The 19,002-nt window shown below is 34.2% G+C and carries 19 protein-coding genes and 1 tRNA gene; 14 read left to right on the forward strand and 6 right to left on the reverse strand.

The genetic code is table 11. The annotated features are described in order from the left end of the window. The first annotated feature begins 34 nt into the window (after positions 1-34). From Q8X41_RS01105 to Q8X41_RS01125, 5 genes are all read left to right on the forward strand, one after another. Positions 35-592, forward strand: a complete 558-nt coding sequence (locus Q8X41_RS01105) for an AAA family ATPase (RefSeq protein ID WP_397538427.1) — start codon at positions 35-37, stop codon at positions 590-592. A gap of 40 nt (positions 593-632) precedes the next feature. Further along, a complete protein-coding gene (locus Q8X41_RS01110) occupies positions 633-1,127 on the forward strand; it encodes a GNAT family N-acetyltransferase (RefSeq protein WP_397538428.1) in 495 nt (164 codons plus the stop codon). 99 nt (positions 1,128-1,226) lie between these two features. Next, entirely contained in the window at positions 1,227-1,721 is a 495-nt protein-coding gene (locus Q8X41_RS01115) for a nucleotidyltransferase family protein (RefSeq protein ID WP_397538429.1), read from the forward strand. 177 nt (positions 1,722-1,898) lie between these two features. After that, positions 1,899-2,975: a YeeE/YedE thiosulfate transporter family protein gene (locus Q8X41_RS01120; protein WP_397538430.1), complete on the forward strand. Its 1,077-nt coding sequence runs from the start codon at positions 1,899-1,901 to the stop codon at positions 2,973-2,975. 12 nt (positions 2,976-2,987) lie between these two features. Beyond that, on the forward strand, positions 2,988-3,212 hold the full coding sequence (locus Q8X41_RS01125) for a sulfurtransferase TusA family protein (RefSeq protein WP_397538431.1): 225 nt from the start codon (positions 2,988-2,990) through the stop codon (positions 3,210-3,212). Positions 3,213-3,328: 116 nt separating this feature from the next. Here Q8X41_RS01125 and Q8X41_RS01130 read toward each other — a convergent pair whose 3' ends face one another. The 3 genes from Q8X41_RS01130 to Q8X41_RS01140 are packed head-to-tail and all read right to left on the reverse strand — an operon-like array spanning position 3,329 to position 5,253. Continuing rightward, complete coding sequence (locus Q8X41_RS01130; RefSeq protein ID WP_397538432.1) at positions 3,329-3,724, reverse strand: 5-carboxymethyl-2-hydroxymuconate Delta-isomerase; 396 nt, start codon at positions 3,722-3,724, stop codon at positions 3,329-3,331. A gap of 18 nt (positions 3,725-3,742) precedes the next feature. Further along, positions 3,743-4,501: a fumarylacetoacetate hydrolase family protein gene (locus tag Q8X41_RS01135; RefSeq protein WP_397538433.1), complete on the reverse strand. Its 759-nt coding sequence runs from the start codon at positions 4,499-4,501 to the stop codon at positions 3,743-3,745. Next, the gene (locus Q8X41_RS01140; protein WP_397538434.1) at positions 4,498-5,253 is read right to left on the reverse strand and encodes a fumarylacetoacetate hydrolase family protein; all 756 of its coding nucleotides are present in this window, start codon (positions 5,251-5,253) and stop codon (positions 4,498-4,500) included. The genes Q8X41_RS01135 and Q8X41_RS01140 overlap by 4 nt, the downstream gene beginning before the upstream one ends. A gap of 261 nt (positions 5,254-5,514) precedes the next feature. Here Q8X41_RS01140 and Q8X41_RS01145 point away from each other — a divergent pair, with 261 nt between their 5' ends. Beyond that, positions 5,515-5,883 carry a DUF485 domain-containing protein gene (locus Q8X41_RS01145; protein WP_397538435.1) on the forward strand — a complete coding sequence of 123 codons (369 nt, stop codon included), beginning with the start codon at positions 5,515-5,517 and terminating at the stop codon, positions 5,881-5,883. A gap of 1 nt (position 5,884) precedes the next feature. Further along, positions 5,885-7,441 carry a cation acetate symporter gene (locus Q8X41_RS01150; protein WP_397538436.1) on the forward strand — a complete coding sequence of 519 codons (1,557 nt, stop codon included), beginning with the start codon at positions 5,885-5,887 and terminating at the stop codon, positions 7,439-7,441. Positions 7,442-7,493: 52 nt separating this feature from the next. On the opposite strand, the gene Q8X41_RS01155 is transcribed toward Q8X41_RS01150, so the two are convergent. Then, positions 7,494-8,372: a LysR family transcriptional regulator gene (locus Q8X41_RS01155; RefSeq protein ID WP_397538437.1), complete on the reverse strand. Its 879-nt coding sequence runs from the start codon at positions 8,370-8,372 to the stop codon at positions 7,494-7,496. A gap of 454 nt (positions 8,373-8,826) precedes the next feature. On the opposite strand from Q8X41_RS01155, the gene hpaI reads away from it, so the two are divergent. The 7 genes from hpaI (at position 8,827) to betB (ending at position 17,002) form a co-directional block, all read left to right on the forward strand. Further along, a complete protein-coding gene (hpaI, locus tag Q8X41_RS01160; protein ID WP_397538438.1) occupies positions 8,827-9,756 on the forward strand; it encodes a 2,4-dihydroxyhept-2-ene-1,7-dioic acid aldolase in 930 nt (309 codons plus the stop codon). Between the two features lie 121 nt (positions 9,757-9,877). After that, entirely contained in the window at positions 9,878-11,392 is a 1,515-nt protein-coding gene (gene hpaE, locus Q8X41_RS01165) for a 5-carboxymethyl-2-hydroxymuconate semialdehyde dehydrogenase (protein ID WP_397538439.1), read from the forward strand. 24 nt (positions 11,393-11,416) lie between these two features. Next, positions 11,417-12,898: a 4-hydroxyphenylacetate 3-monooxygenase, oxygenase component gene (gene hpaB / locus Q8X41_RS01170; protein WP_397538440.1), complete on the forward strand. Its 1,482-nt coding sequence runs from the start codon at positions 11,417-11,419 to the stop codon at positions 12,896-12,898. Between the two features lie 145 nt (positions 12,899-13,043). Beyond that, positions 13,044-14,033, forward strand: coding sequence for a 3,4-dihydroxyphenylacetate 2,3-dioxygenase (gene hpaD / locus Q8X41_RS01175; protein ID WP_397538441.1), 990 nt, complete (start codon positions 13,044-13,046; stop codon positions 14,031-14,033). Between the two features lie 157 nt (positions 14,034-14,190). After that, the gene (locus tag Q8X41_RS01180) at positions 14,191-14,652 is read left to right on the forward strand and encodes a flavin reductase family protein (RefSeq protein WP_397538442.1); all 462 of its coding nucleotides are present in this window, start codon (positions 14,191-14,193) and stop codon (positions 14,650-14,652) included. Positions 14,653-14,670: 18 nt separating this feature from the next. Beyond that, positions 14,671-15,558, forward strand: coding sequence for a cytidyltransferase (locus Q8X41_RS01185; protein ID WP_397538443.1), 888 nt, complete (start codon positions 14,671-14,673; stop codon positions 15,556-15,558). After that, positions 15,533-17,002, forward strand: a complete 1,470-nt coding sequence (gene betB / locus Q8X41_RS01190; RefSeq protein ID WP_397538444.1) for a betaine-aldehyde dehydrogenase — start codon at positions 15,533-15,535, stop codon at positions 17,000-17,002. Before Q8X41_RS01185 ends, betB begins: the two co-directional genes overlap by 26 nt. Positions 17,003-17,208: 206 nt before the next feature. Here betB and Q8X41_RS01195 read toward each other — a convergent pair. Next, positions 17,209-17,282: transfer RNA gene (locus Q8X41_RS01195), tRNA-Lys, on the reverse strand. Between the two features lie 123 nt (positions 17,283-17,405). After that, the gene (locus Q8X41_RS01200; protein WP_397538445.1) at positions 17,406-18,782 is read right to left on the reverse strand and encodes a PLP-dependent aminotransferase family protein; all 1,377 of its coding nucleotides are present in this window, start codon (positions 18,780-18,782) and stop codon (positions 17,406-17,408) included. Positions 18,783-19,002 lie beyond the last annotated feature (220 nt).

The raw sequence follows: 19,002 nt of genomic DNA on the forward strand, positions 1-19,002 counted from the left end.
AATATTATGACTCTTTCGAAATGAGGTGTATAATATGAAACTTGTTTTACTATTTGGCCCACAGGCAGTAGGAAAGATGACCGTTGGACAAGAGCTAGAGAAAATTACACAGTTAAAGCTATTCCATAATCATATGACAATTGATTTATTAGAACCGTTTTTTGGATTTACTCCAGAAATGTGGAGATTAACAACACATTTTAGAGAAGAAATTTTTAAATCATTTTCACAGAGCGATCAATTCGGCATGATTTTTACATTTGTTTGGGCATTTGATTTAATAGAAGATTGGGATTTTATTGAGAAAATATGTGATATTTTCAGCTCGAATGGAGCGGAAATTTACTATGTAGAATTAGAAGCAAATGTTGAAGAAAGGCTAAAACGAAATGTATCGCCAAATAGGCTTGAGCATAAACCGACAAAGAGAAATATTACTCAATCTGAAGCACACCTTCTAAGCAGTATTGAACAATATAGATTGAATTCCAACGAAGGTGAAATCAAACAAGAAAATTATTTGAAGATTAACAATTCAAATTTAGCTCCAGATAAAGTAGCACAGATGATTAAAAAAAGGTTTGAACTCTAATCATATTAAGTAAAAAAAAGGATGAAAGAAGGTATTTAAAATGATTATTCGAGAAGTTGAAGAACAAGATACTGAGGCTTTTTTGAAGTTACTATGCGAAGTTGATGAATCCAATAATATGTTGTTTAGTCCTGGCGAGAGAAAAACAAGTGTCGAAAAACAAAGAAATATTATAATTAGATTTAAAAATGATCCACGTTCTGCTTTTTTTGTTGCAGAAAGAAATGATGAACTGTTTGGCTATATAGGTATATCAGCCGGAGATTTGCAAAGAAACAAACATATTGGACGTATTGTTATAGGGGTTTCAGAACACTCAAGAGGAATGGGTATTGGAACAAAATTATTCCAAAAAGTATTTGAATGGATTAAAGGAAAACATTTTACTAGATTAGAATTGACAGTTATTGAAACAAATGAGACCGCAATTAAACTATATGATAAAGTGGGATTTATAAAAGAAGGAATGCGAATTGACTCGTTAAATATTGATGGTCGATTTGTTGATGAATGGGCGATGTATAAGAAAATATGATATTGGATGAATCGGGAAAGGAATGCTACTGTATTGTCGAATAATAGGAAAGTAGAACTACTAGACATGATTCAAAACGATGTTTGGATGCTAAAAATTTTGAAAGCAGTTGAAAAACTAAATTTGCCTGATTGCTGGGTCTGTGCTGGGTTTCTTCGAAATAAAGTGTGGGATGTAGTGCATAATTATTCAGAAAGAACACCGCTAAATGATATTGATGTAATTTATTTTGATCCATTTAATCTAGCTGAAGAAGTGGAAAAAAAGTTAGAAAGTGATTTACTTAAAATGATGCCTGATGAACCTTGGTCAGTGAAAAATCAAGCTAGAATGCATATAAAAAACCATTCAAAACCGTATATATCTTCAATGGATGGTATTGCACATTTCCCTGAAATCCCTACTGCAATTGGAGCAAAAGTGACTAACGGAAAAATACAAATTATGGCTCCATATGGTATTGATGTATTATTCTCCAAAAGAGTGGAGCCGACACCATATTTTGCGGTAGATAAGGAATTACATAAAATTTATCAACAACGTATAAAAACAAAAAAATGGAACCAAATATGGCCTGATTTATGTATTCTCTAACTCATCAAAACTAACTATTTAATCCCAATACACATATTTAAAGTGTGTATTGGGATTTTATTTTATATAAACAACTAATCCTATTAATTTAGTTTGAAATAGTTATTGCTTATTGCAAAATACATGAATATAATTAAATACATATAAGTTTACTAAGAATAAAAATGAGGTGAGTAAATGATATTAATGATTATTACCGGTTTACTTTGCGGAGCTGCATTAGGATTCGTTTTACAAAGGGGCAGATTCTGTTTAACAGGTGGATTCCGTGATATGTATCTGGCAAAAGATAATCGAATGTTTTATGCACTTTTACTAGCTATTGCTATTCAAAGTGTAGGTGTATATGCGTTAATTCAATTTGGATTGTTACAATATGAAGCTGGAACTTTTTCTTGGGTTGCCGTTGTTCTTGGATCATTCATCTTCGGAATAGGGATTGTACTTGCTGGGGGTTGTGCAACAGGAACTTGGTATCGAGCAGCAGAAGGATTAATTGGTAGTTGGATTGCACTTATTTTCTATATGATTACAAGCGCTATTATGAAATCTGGGGTGCTATTACCAGCAAATGAAAGATTGTCATCTATTCAAGTTCACAATAACTCAATTCCAGCAACTTTTGGTTTGAATGTATGGGTATTTATCGTTATTTTGGTTGCAATTGTAGCAATAATCATGATTAAAGAAGCAAGAAAGCCAAAAGTTGTTATTCCATCCTTAAAACCTAAGAAAACTGGAATTGCACATCTATTATTTGAGCGTCGCTGGCATCCATTTTTCACAGCATCACTAGTGGGAATCATTGCAATTATCGCATGGCCATTAAGTGAAGCAACTGGGCGTAATGCTGGTTTAGGAGTTACTACTCCATCAGCCAATATCGTGCAATATTTAGTAATTGGAGATAAATCTTATTTAAATTGGAGCGTATTCTTAGTTTTAGGCATTTTCGTTGGTTCATTTATTGCGGCTAAAGCTAGCAATGAATTCCGATTACGTGTGCCAGATGTAAAAACAATCGTTTCAAGTCTTTTTGGCGGAATCTTCATGGGTATCGGAGCGAGCTTAGCAGGCGGATGTACGATTGGTAATGGTCTTGTAAGTACAGCAATGATGACATGGCAAGGGTGGATCTCACTTACGTTTATGATTTTAGGTGTATGGACAGCATCTTACTTTATCTTTGTAAGACCAAGAATAAAAAAACAAGCAACTGCAAAACAATCAGTGGCACCTGTATCAGTACATTAGGAGGAATGTAAAATGGTAAAAGTATTAGAAACAATGGGGCAAGTTTGCCCATTCCCATTAGTAGAAGCAAAAAATGCAATCGAAGAAATTGAATCAGGTGAAGAACTGATCATTAACTTTGACTGCACGCAAGCAACAGAAAGTATTCCAAGATGGGTTGCAGAGGCAGGCCATAAAGTAACAAACTACGAACAGCTGAACGATGCAGCATGGACAATTACTGTTCAGAAGAAATAAGGATTTGAAATAGACGATGATTAAAAAGCAACACTTAGCTTGATTAACAGCTTAAGTGTTGCTTTTTTATGGAAACGAATTATAAATTATTTTGCAGGATAATCGACATTAACGCCTTATAGATTTTTTGCTTTAAATTTTTGATGAATATTATTAAATTTATATGTGCCTGCTTCACTAAATTCATAAAGCTCTAATGATAAAGCAAAATAACGTTCATTATATATTTTATTAAAATGTTCCTTCATCATATTAAATAAGTCTTCACAAGTAGTTTGCTTATCTATAGCACTTCTTCCTGAGCCAATTTTTAATGTGGCATGAACAAAAACATAGTCCTCCGTACCGTCTGCAACATAATAATCTTGTAATTGAATTGCGCGTGATCGTATTCCACCAGTTGGGAATAACGTAGATTTTGATATTAATATTTCATTTGCTTTTTTTAGAAGATCTCGAATATTTGCTTGGTCGGCAATATTATCCGTATATTCTACGATAAAATGTGGCATTGAAAGACTCCCACCTTTCTATGATTTTACAGCAACAGGGCTAGCAATGATTGTGTTATGGAGGGCTCCAATCCCTTCAATTTCAGTAACGACATGGTCTCCAACTTTCGTATCCACAGAACCTTTTGGAGTACCTGTTAAAATAATGTCATTTTCGTTTAAAGTCATAATACTACTTAGATATTCAATCAAGACTGGGATACTAAAAATCATATCTTTTGTAGATCCTAGTTGTACAAGCTTACCGTTTACATAAGTTTTGAGTGCTAAGTCCATTGGATTTGTAATATCTTCTTTATCAACAAGCCAAGGACCAAGTGGCGTTAAGGAATCACGATTTTTAACTCGTAAATTTGGACGATAGTAGTTTTCTAAATAATCTCGTATTGCATAATCATTACAAACAGTATAACCAGAGACATAATCATAGGCATCTTCTTGTTTAATATTTTTGCCAGACTTTCCTATGACAACAGCCAATTCACATTCGTAATGCATAAATGTTACATCATCTGGACGAACTGATTCACTATTGTGGCCGATTATCGTATTGGGTCCTTTTAAAAATACAAGAGGTTCTTTGGGTGCATTAAATGATAACTCTGCCGCATGATCAGCGTAGTTTAAACCAAGTGCAAAAATAGTTTGAGGTGTAACAGGGGGTAACCATACCACTTCATTTTCTGAGACAAGCTGACCGGAAGCTAAGCGTAAGGCACCATTTTCCTCCACTGCATTATGAATGCTTCCTTTATATGCTACAATCGCATGCTTCATATATTTTCTCCTTTCTCATAACTTTCATTTAATGCTTTAATATGGTTTGTAAGTGTACCAATTTCACTTATTGTAATAGAAACCGAATCACCACTGCATACGAGTGGTGGATTATTCGGTATGCCAGTTAACAATACATCCCCTGCAGATAATGTCATAAAATCAGTTACATCTTCGAGAAGTTGACCAATAGAGCGAACCAACTCACGGGTAGAAAACTGTTGTTTTAATTCACCATTTACATAGGTAGATATGATTAAATTATTAGGATTATTAATAGCATCCGTACTTATAATGTATGGGCCAATAGGACAGAATCCATCACGAGATTTTTGGGAAATTGCTGGACGGTAATAATTTTCGTGTGGAATGGTAATATCATTTGCAATGGTAAATCCTAAAATATACTTTTCATAATGCTCTTTTTCTATTTTATAAGCATCTTTTTTAATAACAATTGCTAGTGAACCATTTGCTTGAACTTCACTGACTCCATCTGGTAATGGAATAATGTGTTGATGTGCATTGAATGTGTTGCTTGGTTTTATATAAAGAATTGGGGATTTTGGTGGCTCATTATATGGAGCAACTGAAAACTCTGGTTTTAATTTATTAATTTCATCTTGATAGTTTAGTAATGTACCGTATACAGTACCCTTAACTGGAAAATCTACCGGAATTTCTTGCAAATCATCTTTCTTGATTGTTTGTAGTTGAGCAGTGCCCTGATATTTTACAAATAGTGTACTCACATTCTTCACTCCTTTGTACGAAATTGATTGATTGTGGAAAAAATAGTTATTAAAATAAATATAAGACAATTGACTATGTACATAAAATATTTTTTTCATATACAAACGATACATTTTTAGTATTATTCATTGTCTTGATACTTTGATAGTATGACTGAAAAAGCTCAAAGGTAAGGGCTTACATTTGGAAGGGGTGTTATCAAGAAATCAGTTTCGTTTAAAAAGGGGATACAACTGAATATTGAAAAGGGGATGAAGTGGATGATTCAAACGGATGAAAAAGTATTGGTTGAACAGCCATCTGTTAAAAATACTGAATATTCCGAAAGTGCAACAACCTTTGATTACTCTTCAATTGTAAAGTCAGATCATTTTAAAAAGATGTGTAAGGAAAAAACAGTATTTACTGTTTCTTATACAATTTTTTACATGTTGTATTCATTGTTATTACCTTATTTAGCACTTTCGACAAATTTGTTGAATGGAAAAATAATAGGAGAAATTTCTTGGGCCTGGATCTACGCTATTTCTATGATTCCTATGTCATTTATTGTTTGTAGTATTTATCTTAAGAAAGCTGACTATTTCGATAAAGAAGCAAAAAAAATCCTAGAGAATCAGGAGGTATAAGATGAATATAAGCATTATTATTATGTTTGCTGCAATTACACTCATGACATTATTTGTTACGTATTATGCTTCTAAAAAGACCAAAACAGCAGGTTCTTTTTATACAGCTGGAGGTGGATTAACAGCTAGGCAAAATGGTTTAGCTTTAGCTGGGGATTTTATGTCAGCTTCTACATTTTTAGGGTTAATCGGAGCATTTTCTTTAAATGGTTATGACGGATTCTTCTTAATGTATCCAGCACTTATATCATTTTTGGTAATTTTGTTCTTAGTGGCAGAACCATTGAGAAACTTGGGGAAATATACACTTGGTGATATGATTACTTCGCGTTATCGTTTTAAACAAGTTCGTGGAGTAACTGCGGTTAACACGATTGTAATTTCCGTTTTTTATATGTTAGGTCAATTAGTGGCTGCTGGAGCGCTATTTAAACTTTTACTTGGGATTCCTTATAATGTGTCTGTTTTATTTGTTGGGATTACAATGCTTCTTTTTGTTTTGTTCGGTGGTATGACAGCAACGAGCTGGGTTCAAATTATTAAAGCTATTTTATTAATCGGTGGGACAGTTGTGCTATTTATATTAGCGATGTTCCAATTTAACTTTAATTTCCTTAACGTTTTTACAGAAGCAAAGACGGCAACCCCATTTGGCGAAAACTTCTTAAATCCAGGTATCAAGTATAAAAGTAGTCTCGATGGTATATCATTAACGCTAGGATTATTATTAGGTACAGCTGGTTTACCGCATGTATTGGTTCGATTCTTAACAGTTCCAGATGGTAAAACTGCAAGAAAATCAGTTGTATGGTTAATGTGGCTTATGGGTTTATTCCATGTGATGGTAATATTCTTAGGTCTTGCTGCAACTAAACTTGTTGGTACAGGTAAGATCATCGAAGCAAATCCTGCAGGTAATATGGCAGCACCTCTATTAGCACAAGTGTTAGGAGGAGGATTTATGTTTGCATTTGTGTCAGCAGTATCATTTGCAACTATTTTAGCTGTTGTAGCGGGTATTGTTATTACGGGCGCAACTGCATTTTCTCATGATTTATATAATGAGATTTTCAAAAATGGGAAAGCAACAGAAAAACAACAAATGTTTATGGTTCGGATTGCATCAATTGCTATAACCGCGATTGCTATTGTATTTTCACTATTTTTACAACAATTCAATGTGGCGTTTCTTTCGACGCTAGCAATGACATTAGCTGCAAGTTCCAATTTACCAGTTATTTTATTGACAATCTACTGGCGGAAATTTAATAAAACTGGTGCAATCACAGGGATGCTTGTTGGTTTATTTGGGACAATTTTACTTGTTGTCATTGGACCTAACTTTTGGAGTCCAGTCGAGGGTCAAGCAATTTTCGTTGGAAAGCCTATTTTCCCATTAGCATCACCAGGCATTGTTTCTATTCCTCTGGGCTTTTTAGCTTGTTACATTGGAACAATTATGGGTAATAGAAAAGCCGTAAAACAACCTGATAATTATGATGAAATTTTAGTAAAGGCGCAAACAGGTAGTGATGTTGGTGGAGTTATAAATCATTAATACTATTAGTATAATAAAAAAGCTGTTTTCTAATCGAAAACAGCTTTTCCATTTATACAAATGAATCGATAAATAATTGTGTACATTTTGATAAATGGCGATCTTTTAACCAAATAACACCTGATTCTGAATATATATTTGCATCTTCAATTTCAATGATATGAATATTATCGTATGATTGATTCTTTATAGCACCTTTTGGAACGATTGTTGCGCCAATTTCAGAGTTTACTAATAAAAATAAAATACTAACATCTGGACATTCAAGTATGATGTTAGGTTTAAGTTGTTGTTCTTTGAATGCGTTAGTAATAATTTCAAATTGACCAGCTCCATGAATACGATGTAAAAGCATTAGTGGTAACTGTTTAATTTCTTTGAGTGCAATTTTAGTTTTATTTGATATTAGATGTTTCCAGGTTTTGGGGATAATTAATATATAAGGTTCACTTTTAAACACTTTCATTTCTATGTTTTCTTGTTCGATTGGAAATCTGGTAATGGCTACTTCTATAATACGATTTACTAGTAAATCAGAAATGTAAGCAGTATCACCTTCGATAATATGAAAAAGAACTTCAGGATATTCGGCACGAAAGTATTGAATTCGTTCCGGTAAATAAGAAAAGCAAGTTTTACTAACACCTATCGATAATTTTCCACGAATTCCCTCATTCATTTCTTTTACCTTAGTTTTAATATCTTCAAGATCTGCAAGAATTTTTTGTGCATTTTCATAAAGAGATTTTCCGGAATCTGTGAGCAATAGCTTACGACCTTGTCTTTCAAAAAGTACAACATCTAATTCATTTTCTAATTGTTTTAATTGTTGACTAAGAGGAGGTTGTGCCATATGTAGCCTAGCTGCAGCTTTTGTTATTTGTCCTTCTTCTACAATTGTACAAAAGTAATATAGTTGTTTTATATCCATACAAATCCCCCTTTGTTTGTTAAGTAAAAAGACACTATGAAAAACGAGGCACTGAAAAACGATTTTATTTCTAATTATTAGAGTACAAATGTAATATGACGTGAAAATCAGCTATCCTTTCCTCGGGCGAACCAACGAGCCTCTTCGCTGTGTGGCCTTTTTGGCTCGCTTTCCCACATGTAAAGATTACTCCTGCGAAATTACTCGTCGTAGAAAATACTTCTTGAACCTGGAGCAAAAAGAATTTTCGCTACATCCATTCCAACAAAAATTGCATCACAAAAATTTAATAATAAAATTCATGTATTTTGAATTTATTCAGTGACCTCAGAGAAACTGATATATACTTTTTTTGTATCTTTTAACAATAAAATCTGTATTTTAATTCTAATTTACCACATGTTACGATGTTCTTGTAGGTAATATTCAAAAAATTCAAAAAAGGAGAGGTCGCATGACAAACTTTTCAGAAATTAAACAACGTATTCGAGGATCTATTTCACCAGTTATTACACCATTTAACGAGGATGGTTCAATTGACTTTGAATCATTTGAAAAACTTGTAAACTGGCATATTGAAAGTGGCAGTCATGGTATTTCTGTTACAGGAACATCAGGTGAACCGAGCTCTTTAACAATTGAAGAACGTGTGCAAGTGATGGAAAAGGCTATTAAAGTGATTGATGGACGCGTACCATTTGTGCCAGGCACTGGTTCAACAAATCATCAAGAAGCTCTTTATTTAACAAAAAAAGCTGAAGAATTAGGTGCGGATGCAGTATTAATCATTGTTCCATATTACAACCGACCTTCACAACATGCGTTATTTAAGCATTTTAAAGCGATAGCCGATGAAGTGCCAAACTTACCAATTATCCTATACAACATTCCTGGACGTACAGCTGTTAATCTTGAAATTGATACGATGGTCAAACTTAAAGATGCTTGTCCAAATATTATCGGAGTTAAAGAATCGAACAAAGATTTTGAACATATCAATCGCGTACTTTTACGTTGTGGACGTGATTTCAATGTATATTCAGGTATTGAGTTATTATGCTACCCATTGCTAGCAATAGGCGGTGCAGGTCATATTAGTGCAACTGCGAATATAGTACCTGATAAAGTAGCAGAAGTTTACAATGCTTGGGTTGAAGGTGATGTTAAACGATCTCAAGATTTACATTATGGTTTGATGGAGTTAAACGATGTATTGTTCAAAGATACAAACCCAGCTCCTGTAAAAGCTGCACTTGGAATGATGGGGAAAATTAAACCAGTACTTCGTTTACCAATGGATTTACCATCACAACAATTGCAAGATGAAATTCGTAAAGTTTTATCCCAACATGTTGAACTTTCAGAAGTCGTATCATCAAAATAATAAAATTTATTAGTAGCAAAGTATCTTTATAGGATTTAAATACAGGATATTCATTATATTAACGGTGTTAATGTTCGTTGACTATGAAGATACTTTGATACATATAGAAGGGATGAGTAAAATGACAAATTCAATTACTGAACACTCAATTAGAGAAGTAATTGTAAAGGACATTTCATTATACATTAATGGTCAATTTGTACCGGCTAAAACTGGTGAGACTTTTACAAATGTAAATCCATTCTCAAATGAGCACATCAATAATATTGCAGCAGGCGGTATTGACGATATCAATGAGGCAGTAGCTTCTGCAAAAAAAGCATTTGATACTGAATGGAAAGATCTAGAAATTTCAGAACGTATGAAATATATCAATAAAATTGCGGATCTCATCGAAGAAGAAGCAGAAGAAATTGCTTATTTGGAAGCGCTTGATACTGGATTACCTATAAGTCAAACACGTAGTCAAGCTGCACGCGCAGCAACAAACTTCCGCTTTTACGCGAAAATGGTAGAGACACATTTGCACGGTCAAGCATTTCCTGTAGAAAAAGAGTTTATTAACTACACATTACATCGTCCATTAGGTGTAGTTGGTCTTATAACCCCTTGGAATGCACCATTTATGTTAGAAACGTGGAAGGTTGCGCCTGCATTAGCAACAGGTAATACAGTAATTTTAAAACCTGCAGAATTATCACCGTTATCAGCAAATAAATTAGCTGAAATTATTGATAAAGCAGGATTGCCAAAGGGTGTCTTCAATGTCGTACATGGTTTTGGTGATACAGCAGGAGATGCACTTGTAAAACACCCGGATGTAAAAGCAATCTCATTTACAGGTGAAACGGTTACAGGTTCTATTATCATAAAAAATGCAGCTGATTCATTGAAAAAGACTTCTATGGAGCTTGGTGGAAAATCGCCATTAATTATCTTTGACGATGCAGATTTAGATCGTGCTTTGGATGCAACAATTTGGGGCATTTTCTCATTCAATGGTGAGCGTTGTACATCTAATTCACGTGTATTCGTTCATAAAAAAATTAAAGATGAATTTATAGAGAAATTAAAAGAACGAGTTGCAAATATTCGTATTGGTGATCCGCTAGATGCTTCTACAGAACTTGGCCCACTGATTGAAACACAGCATTTCAACAAAGTTAAGGGTTATATCGAGTTAGCAAAAGAAGAAGGCTGTGAAGTATTCCAAGGTACGGTACCAGTACAATTTAAAGCAGGTAATTATGTACCACCAACATTATTGCTAAATGCAACAAATGATATGCGTGTTTGCCAAGAAGAAATTTTCGGTCCAGTTATGGCAGTTATTGAATTTGAACACGAAGATGAAGTTATTGCAGTAGCAAATGATGTGAAATATGGTCTTGCTGGTTTTGTCTGGACACAAGATTTAACTCGCGGTCATCGTGTTGCTCAAGCAATTGAAGCCGGTATGATTTGGATTAATTCTCATAACACACGTGATTTACGTATTCCATTTGGAGGTACAAAAGCAAGTGGGATAGGGCGTGAAGGTGGTCATTACGCTATTTTCGAATTCTATACCGAACCTACTGTTATTCATGTTGCAATTGGTGACCATCATATCCCGCAATTTGGAAAAAAATCATAAAAATTAAAAGAGAGGGTGACTTCAATGGGGGCTAAAACAGGAGCACAATATATTGAACGACTAAAAAAAGCAGGCAACAATATTTATTTACACGGTGAACGGGTTGAGGATGTTACAACACATCCTGGTTTAAAAGGTGTTATACAATCAATGGCTAATTTATATGATTTACAATTCCAAAAGCCAGAAAAAATGTTATATACATCTCCAACAACGGGTGAAAAAGTAGGGACAACATTTTTACAACCAAAATCAGTCGAAGATATTATCGCTCGAAGACAAGCAATTCAAGAATGGGCACTAACTTCAGGTGGGATGATGGGACGTTCACCAGACTACTTGAATGCCGAAGTAATGGCGATGGGTGTGTCAAATGGATTATTCGCTGAAGCAGATCCAATGTTTGCTGAAAATGCTCGTAAATATTATGAGTTTGCACGTGAAAATGATATTAGTTTAACTCATACACTCATCCACCCACAAGTAAATCGTGCTAAAGCACAGCATGAACAAAAGGATGCAAATGTAGCACTTCATCTAGTTGAAAAAAATAAGGAAGGTATAATCGTTGATGGCATTCGATTATTAGCTACTCAAGGCGGAATTACAGATGAAATTCTCGTATTCCCATCAACAGTGAAAAAAGCAGGTGAACTTGACGATCCTTATTCACTAGCATTTGCTATTCCAAACAATACACCAGGTTTAAAATTCATTAGCCGTGAATCATTTGATTACAACAAAAATGACTATGATCATCCACTAGGTTCTCGTTTTGAAGAAGGAGACGCGATTGTTTCTTTTGAAAACGTTTTCGTACCATGGGAACGTGTCTTTGTTTGTGGGAACTCCTCTATTTGTAATAGAACTTTCCGAGAAACAAATGCAGTTGTCCATATGTCTCATCAAGTTGTATCAAAAAATATCATCAAAACAGAATTTGTACTTGGCGTTGCCTTATCTATGATGGATGCTATTGGAATTGATGGTTTCCAACATGTTAAAGATAAAGGAACAGAAATTATGTTGACTCTTGAAGGTCTAAAGTCACACTTATATCGTGCAGAACATAATGCAAAATTAGATAAATGGGGTACAATGACACCAGATTTTGAGGCATTAGATGCAGCTCGTACATGGTTCCCCCGTATTTATCCGAAATTGACTGAAATTGTTCGAGTTCTGGGTGCATCGGGCTTAATGGGTATTCCAACACAAGCTGATTTTGAAAATCCTGAAATTGGTCAGTTAATTCATAGAGGATTGCAAGGTAAAAACCTTGAAGGATATGAACGTGTACAATTATTCCGCTTAGCTTGGGATATGACAATGAGTGCATTTGGTAGCCGTCAATCGCATTATGAATACTATTTCTTCGGTGATCCAATTCGTATGGGAATGTCTTATTTCGATAACTATGAAGCAAAAGATTTACTAAAAGAACGTGTAACAGATTTCTTAGGGAAATCTGCAAGTTCAGCTACAAGTAATTTTATCAAAATATAAAATCTTTCTTCAGAAGTCTACCACCAATATAGGTGGTAGACTAAATTAAAATTTATGTCTACTTTCAGCCGGTGCCCATACATTCGCTGAAAGAAGTTAAAAATTTCGGCTTATGTAGTGTAAATATAGATAGGGGGATATGAAGATGACTACAAACTTTGATATTATTCGCACAGCGCGTGCTATTTTACATGTTACTGATTTAGATAAATCAGAAGCATTTTATACAAAAGGTTTAGGGTTAATTGTTACAGAAAGAACTGAAGATGCAATTTATCTTAGAGGTTTAGAGGAACATATTCACCATAGTTTAGTATTGAAAAAAGCAGAAACACCTGTAGTGGAAGCAATAAGTTATAAAGTACGTTCTGAAGATGATTTAGAGAAAATTGCAACCGTCTTTGCAAAACATAATTTAAAAGTGAAATGGTTAGAAGCGGGTACACAACATGCAGTAGGACGTGCATTACGAGTGCAAGATATTTCAGGATTACCAGTTGAATTTTTTACGAAAATGGAAGGGGCAGAACGATTATTACAACGTTATGACTTATACCAAGGGGCTAAAGCGCAACGAATTGATCACTTTAACTGTATGGTTCCAGATGTGGAAAAAGCATATGATTTCTACATTAATGAACTAGATTTCTCATGTTCTGAATTTACCACAGATGATGAAAATCGTATTTGGGCAGCATGGATTCACCGTAAGCCATCTGTACATGATGTTGCATTTATGAATGGAGAAGGACCACGTGTACACCATGTTGCTTACTGGTTAAGTGATCCAATGAGCTTAATTCATGGCTGTGACGTACTAGCATCATTAGGATACGCGGAAAATATAGAACGTGGTCCTGCTCGCCATGGCTTATCAAATGCATTCTTCTTATATTTACGTGATCCAGATGGTCACCGTATTGAACTTTATAATGGCGATTATTTAACAAGTGATCCAGATTTTAATCCAATTCGGTGGGACTTAAACGATAAACGCCGTCAAACATTCTGGGGAGCAGAAGCACCAGATTGTTGGTTCTCAGAAGCATCAAAAGTTATCGATATTGAAACAAACGAAACAATCTCAACTACACAAGGCAAGTTAAAACAGGCAAAACCTATATTTGCTATATAGATAGAAGATGCAATATTCCTACATTTAGAGCAGATAATATGCTATATGTTGGGATAAGGTGAATTGGCGTTGGCAAAGAGGAAATTAAATATTCCATTGAAAAAATAGTTAAGCATAAATTAGTTGTTATGAAATGTTAATTGAAGGAGGAAATTCGATGGATGATCGCTTATTTAGAAATACAATGGGTAAATTTGCCACTGGCGTAACTGTGATTACAACAGCAGTTGAAGGTGTACCATATGGCATGACAGCAAATGCATTTATGTCTGTATCCCTAACACCAAAATTAGTTGTTGTTTCAATCGGTGAGAACGCACATATGAACTCTCGAATTTCAAAAGCTGGTGAGTTTGGTGTGAGTTTCTTAGCAGAAGACCAAAAAGATTTATCTATGTTATTTGCAGGACAGGTAAAAGAAAATCAAAAAGTAGAATTTAAGTGGCTTAATAATTTACCAGTCATTGAGAATGCAATTGCAAATTTAACTTGTAAAGTATATAACACACATGTTGAAGGTGACCATACTTTATATATTGGTGAAGTAACAGATTTTGAGGTTGTAGAGGGGAATAATCCACTCGTCTTTTACGAAGGAAAATATCAAGAAATTCATTAAAAGAGGGGAGAGGGAGAAATGGAAATTATTGAGTTTAACGCAGAATTAAATGTAAAAAAATATCGTGCAAAAAATCCATGTGTCTTAGCATTAGGATTTTTTGATGGTGTGCATAATGGTCATCGAGAGTTATTAGAAGTCGCTCGATCCATTGCAAAAGAAAAATCTCTTGAATTATCAGTGATGACATTCTTCCCTCATCCTAGTAATGTTCTTCCAAATAAAAAGAAAGTCAATCAATATTTAACACCTAAAGAAGGAAAAGTTGCAATTTTTGAAGAATTAAATATTGATAAAGTATATATTGTAAATTTTGATTCTCATTTTTCTAAGTTACCCTATGAACAATTTATAGAAGATTATATTATGGGTCTATGCTGCAAACATGTTGTTGCAGGATTCGATTTTACTTTTGGGCATATGGGTAAAGGAAATATGGATATTCTACAAAAAGAAAGCAGAAATCGTTTTGGTGTAAGCGTTATCAAAAAAGTAGAATATAAAAATGAGAAAATTAGTTCGAGTGCAATTCGTGAACTTTTGAATAAAGGAAATGTTGCTAAAATTCCACATTATTTAGGGAATCCTTATTGTGTTAACGGCACTTTAAGAAGACAAACAAACGGACTATTTATTGATGTTGCTGGGCAATATTTATTGCCAGCACCTGGTTTATATATAGTAGAAATAGAAATGAAACATGTAAGTTATATAGAAAACTGTATTATCTCAAATAACCATGCCATTCGTATTTTACAAGATTTCACAACTTTTATGAAGTTTGATCAGCAATTAAAGATCAAGTTACATATTCTAGAAAAGCAGCCTTATACAGTTTATCAATTACCAATACAATCTACTGACTTAGGGGGAGAATTAAATGAAAAAATATCAATTGTTTATTGATGGTAAATGGCAAGAAGCAGTTTCAGGTAAAACATTTTATTCGAATAATCCGTCTACTGGTGAAGCATATGCAGAGGTTGCTGAAGCAGGAGCTGTGGATGTAGATATAGCAGTAAAGGCAGCAAGGCGAGCTTTTGAAAATAGTGAATGGTCCAATATGGCTCCAAGTGATCGAGGGCGATTGCTGATGAGAGTTGCAAATCTATTAAGAGATAATCAAGAAAAGTTAGCTATTATTGAATCAACAGATAATGGCTTACCGATTAATGAGACAAAATATATTGCCATTCCAAGCATGATTGATGTATTAGAATTTTATGCTGGACTTGCAAACAAAATCCAAGGAAGTACATTATCTTCACCAAATGACCGTTTAAATTACACATTAAAAGAACCTATTGGTGTAATTGGAGCAATTGTTCCCTGGAATTTTCCACTTATGCTGACAATGTGGAAATTAGCACCTGCATTAGCAGCAGGTAACACGATTGTCATTAAACCTTCAGAGCACACGCCAATTAGTATTTTAGAAATGGCACAGCTATTCAAAGAAGCTGGTATCCCAGACGGCGTTATTAATGTCATTCCTGGTTTTGGTAAAGAAGCTGGAAATGCTCTAGTATCCCATCCTGATATTGATAAGATTGCTTTTACAGGTTCCACAAAAACTGGTCAATTGATTATGCAAACTGCAAGTCAAAATGTGACAGATGTAAGCTTAGAACTCGGTGGTAAATCACCTAATATTGTTTTTGAAGACGCGAATATCGAACATGCAGTGAATGGTTCGATGTTTGGTATTTTCTTTGCACAAGGTCAAGTATGTGCATCAGGAACCCGCCTATTTGTGCAAGATTCAATTTATGATGAATTTGTTGAACAATTCGTAGAAAAAGCAAAAAAAATAAGAGTTGGAGATCCATTGGACGAAGCGACTCAGATGGGACCCCAAACAAGTACAGATCAACTTGAAAAAATTGAATATTACGTAAGTAAAGGGAAAGAAGAAGGAGCAACTCTACTTCTAGGCGGTGAACGTAATGAGAACTTACAGAAGGGTAATTATTATACTCCAACTGTGTTTGGTGATGTTACGAATGATATGACTATTGCACGTGAAGAAATTTTCGGCCCTGTACTTTCTATTATTCGATTTAAGGATGAAGAAGATGTAATTCAAAAAGCAAATGATACATTATACGGACTTGCAGCTGGTGTATGGACGTCCAATCTTCAAAGAGCACATCGAATGACGAAAAAATTAAAAGCAGGAACTGTTTATGTAAATACTTTTAGTATGCTAGACACAGTTGCACCTTTTGGTGGTATGAAACAAAGTGGAATCGGTCGTGAACTAGGTATTGAAGCATTACAAATGTACACAACTACAAAGCATGTTTGGATTGATTTAAATGAGAATGGTTTTAATTGGTATGGAGTATAAAGGCTTTCATGCTAGCTTAAACGGCTAGCTCTTTTTATACGCAGTTTTAGTCATATTAGTTTGAGCTTATTCATAAAATTCTCCTTTCGAAACAACCTTTTTTCTATCTTCGAACCTGAAAGAGTTTCAAAAGAGGGGATAAATTCCAAATCCTTTTTAACGAAATAAAAAGAACATCATCAAACGATGATATTCTTTCAAAAGTATGGGCGTAGTGGGGGTCGAACCCACAACCCCCTGATTAAGAGTCAGGTGCGCTAGCCAATTGCGCCATACGCCCGTATGCCTTATGACATAAGTTATCATAACGCTATATTCTTATAATGTCAAGAGGGGAACTAGGATATTATTATTTTTACTGTTTATTTTTTGAGAAAATAATTTACTCGTTACTATGTAACATTTAGCTCCAAGCCTCTTTTAGTAATTCAACTCCTTTCAATATTTCTTCATTAGAGTTTCCTCCAAAGCCCAATTGAATCAATGGATAGTTCGGTTTTCTTTTGATGAAATAACGTGAGGCACGATACACTTTTACACCATAATTAGCTGCTTTTTGGATTAACTGTTGTTCTGAATATCCTTTTTTTACTTGCAGTAGAACATAAAGCCCAGATTCTTTGCCCAAGATCTCTATATCATTACAAAAAGCTTCTTCGATTGCAGTCGTTAATGTCTCCATTTTATTTTTGTAAGTAGTTCTCATTTTTCGAATATGAGATTCCCAAAAACCATCTTCCATGAAAATAGCCATCGCTCTTTGATGAATTGCAGATGCTGTTTGCTCAATCTTTGAAAAAGATTGATGATATTCTTTCAGCAACTTTGGTGGAAGAATCATATAGCTAACCCGCATTGTCGGTAAAAATGACTCTGCAAAACTTCCTAGGTAGATTACATGACTTAAATCATGGGAAGCTAATGCAGGTATTGGTTGCTGTGAATAACGAAATTCGCTGTCGTGATCGTCTTCAATGATAAAACTATTTGAATTATATGCCCATTCTATTAATCTTTGGCGTTCAAAAATTGGCATTGTTACACCAGTTGGGAATTGATGAGAAGGCGTAGTATATAAAATGTTATTTGTAGTTTCGGGTAACTGTTTTAAAAACGTTCCTCGTTCAGAAATAGGCATCGGACTAATTGTAAAATCAAATAATGGGCTATATTTGCGGGTAGATTCAAAACCAGGATCTTCACAAATAACTGTATGATACTCATTTTTTAAAAGTAGACCAATTTTCATTAACAATTCCTGCTTACTACTTCCTATAATGATAGATTGCGCATCCGCATTAATCCTTCTTGATTTTAGTAAATAATAAGATAGTTGTTGACGTAAAAAAGGATCACCTTGGTAATGGTCCTTTGAATAGATAAATGATTGTTCCATTGCTAGATTCGTACATTGTCTCCATTTCACTGTAGGAAATGAATCCTGGTCAACAGCGTTGGGTTGGAACTTAATCGTGTATGTTGGAATCTGATTCCGTAAAATTGTATAATTAGCGGTTTTCCAATTATCATGTTTTTTCTGAACTGAATTCACAAAGTAACCTTTTCTACCTTTACTGCGTATATAACCTTCAGTAAGTAATTGATCATAAGCTGATAATGTAGTACTACGACTAACTTTTAAATCAATTGATAATTGCCTAATGGATGGTAATTGATCATCTGATTTTAATGTTTTATTTAATATTAACTCTTTTATATGAAAATAAATTTGCTGATATTTTGGTGTACCTTTTTTTATTAGCAATTTCAAAGTCTTCATCCAAATCATCCTTTCCTATATGTCGAAACCTTGGTGTAAACTAGCGAAACATATCAAAAGATTTACTTCTTTTCATTATACAATAACCTAACCATAAAAATTATGGCAGTTTTCATAAATATTGGAACAGTCATGTGAATTCATTCATCCAAAATCCAAATATAAATTTTTTGTAGACTTTATTGAATTATTTTGTGTATACTGTATATATATAGTATAT

This window comes from Rummeliibacillus pycnus (assembly GCF_044359855.1).
Classification (GTDB): domain Bacteria; phylum Bacillota; class Bacilli; order Bacillales_A; family Planococcaceae; genus Rummeliibacillus; species Rummeliibacillus pycnus_A.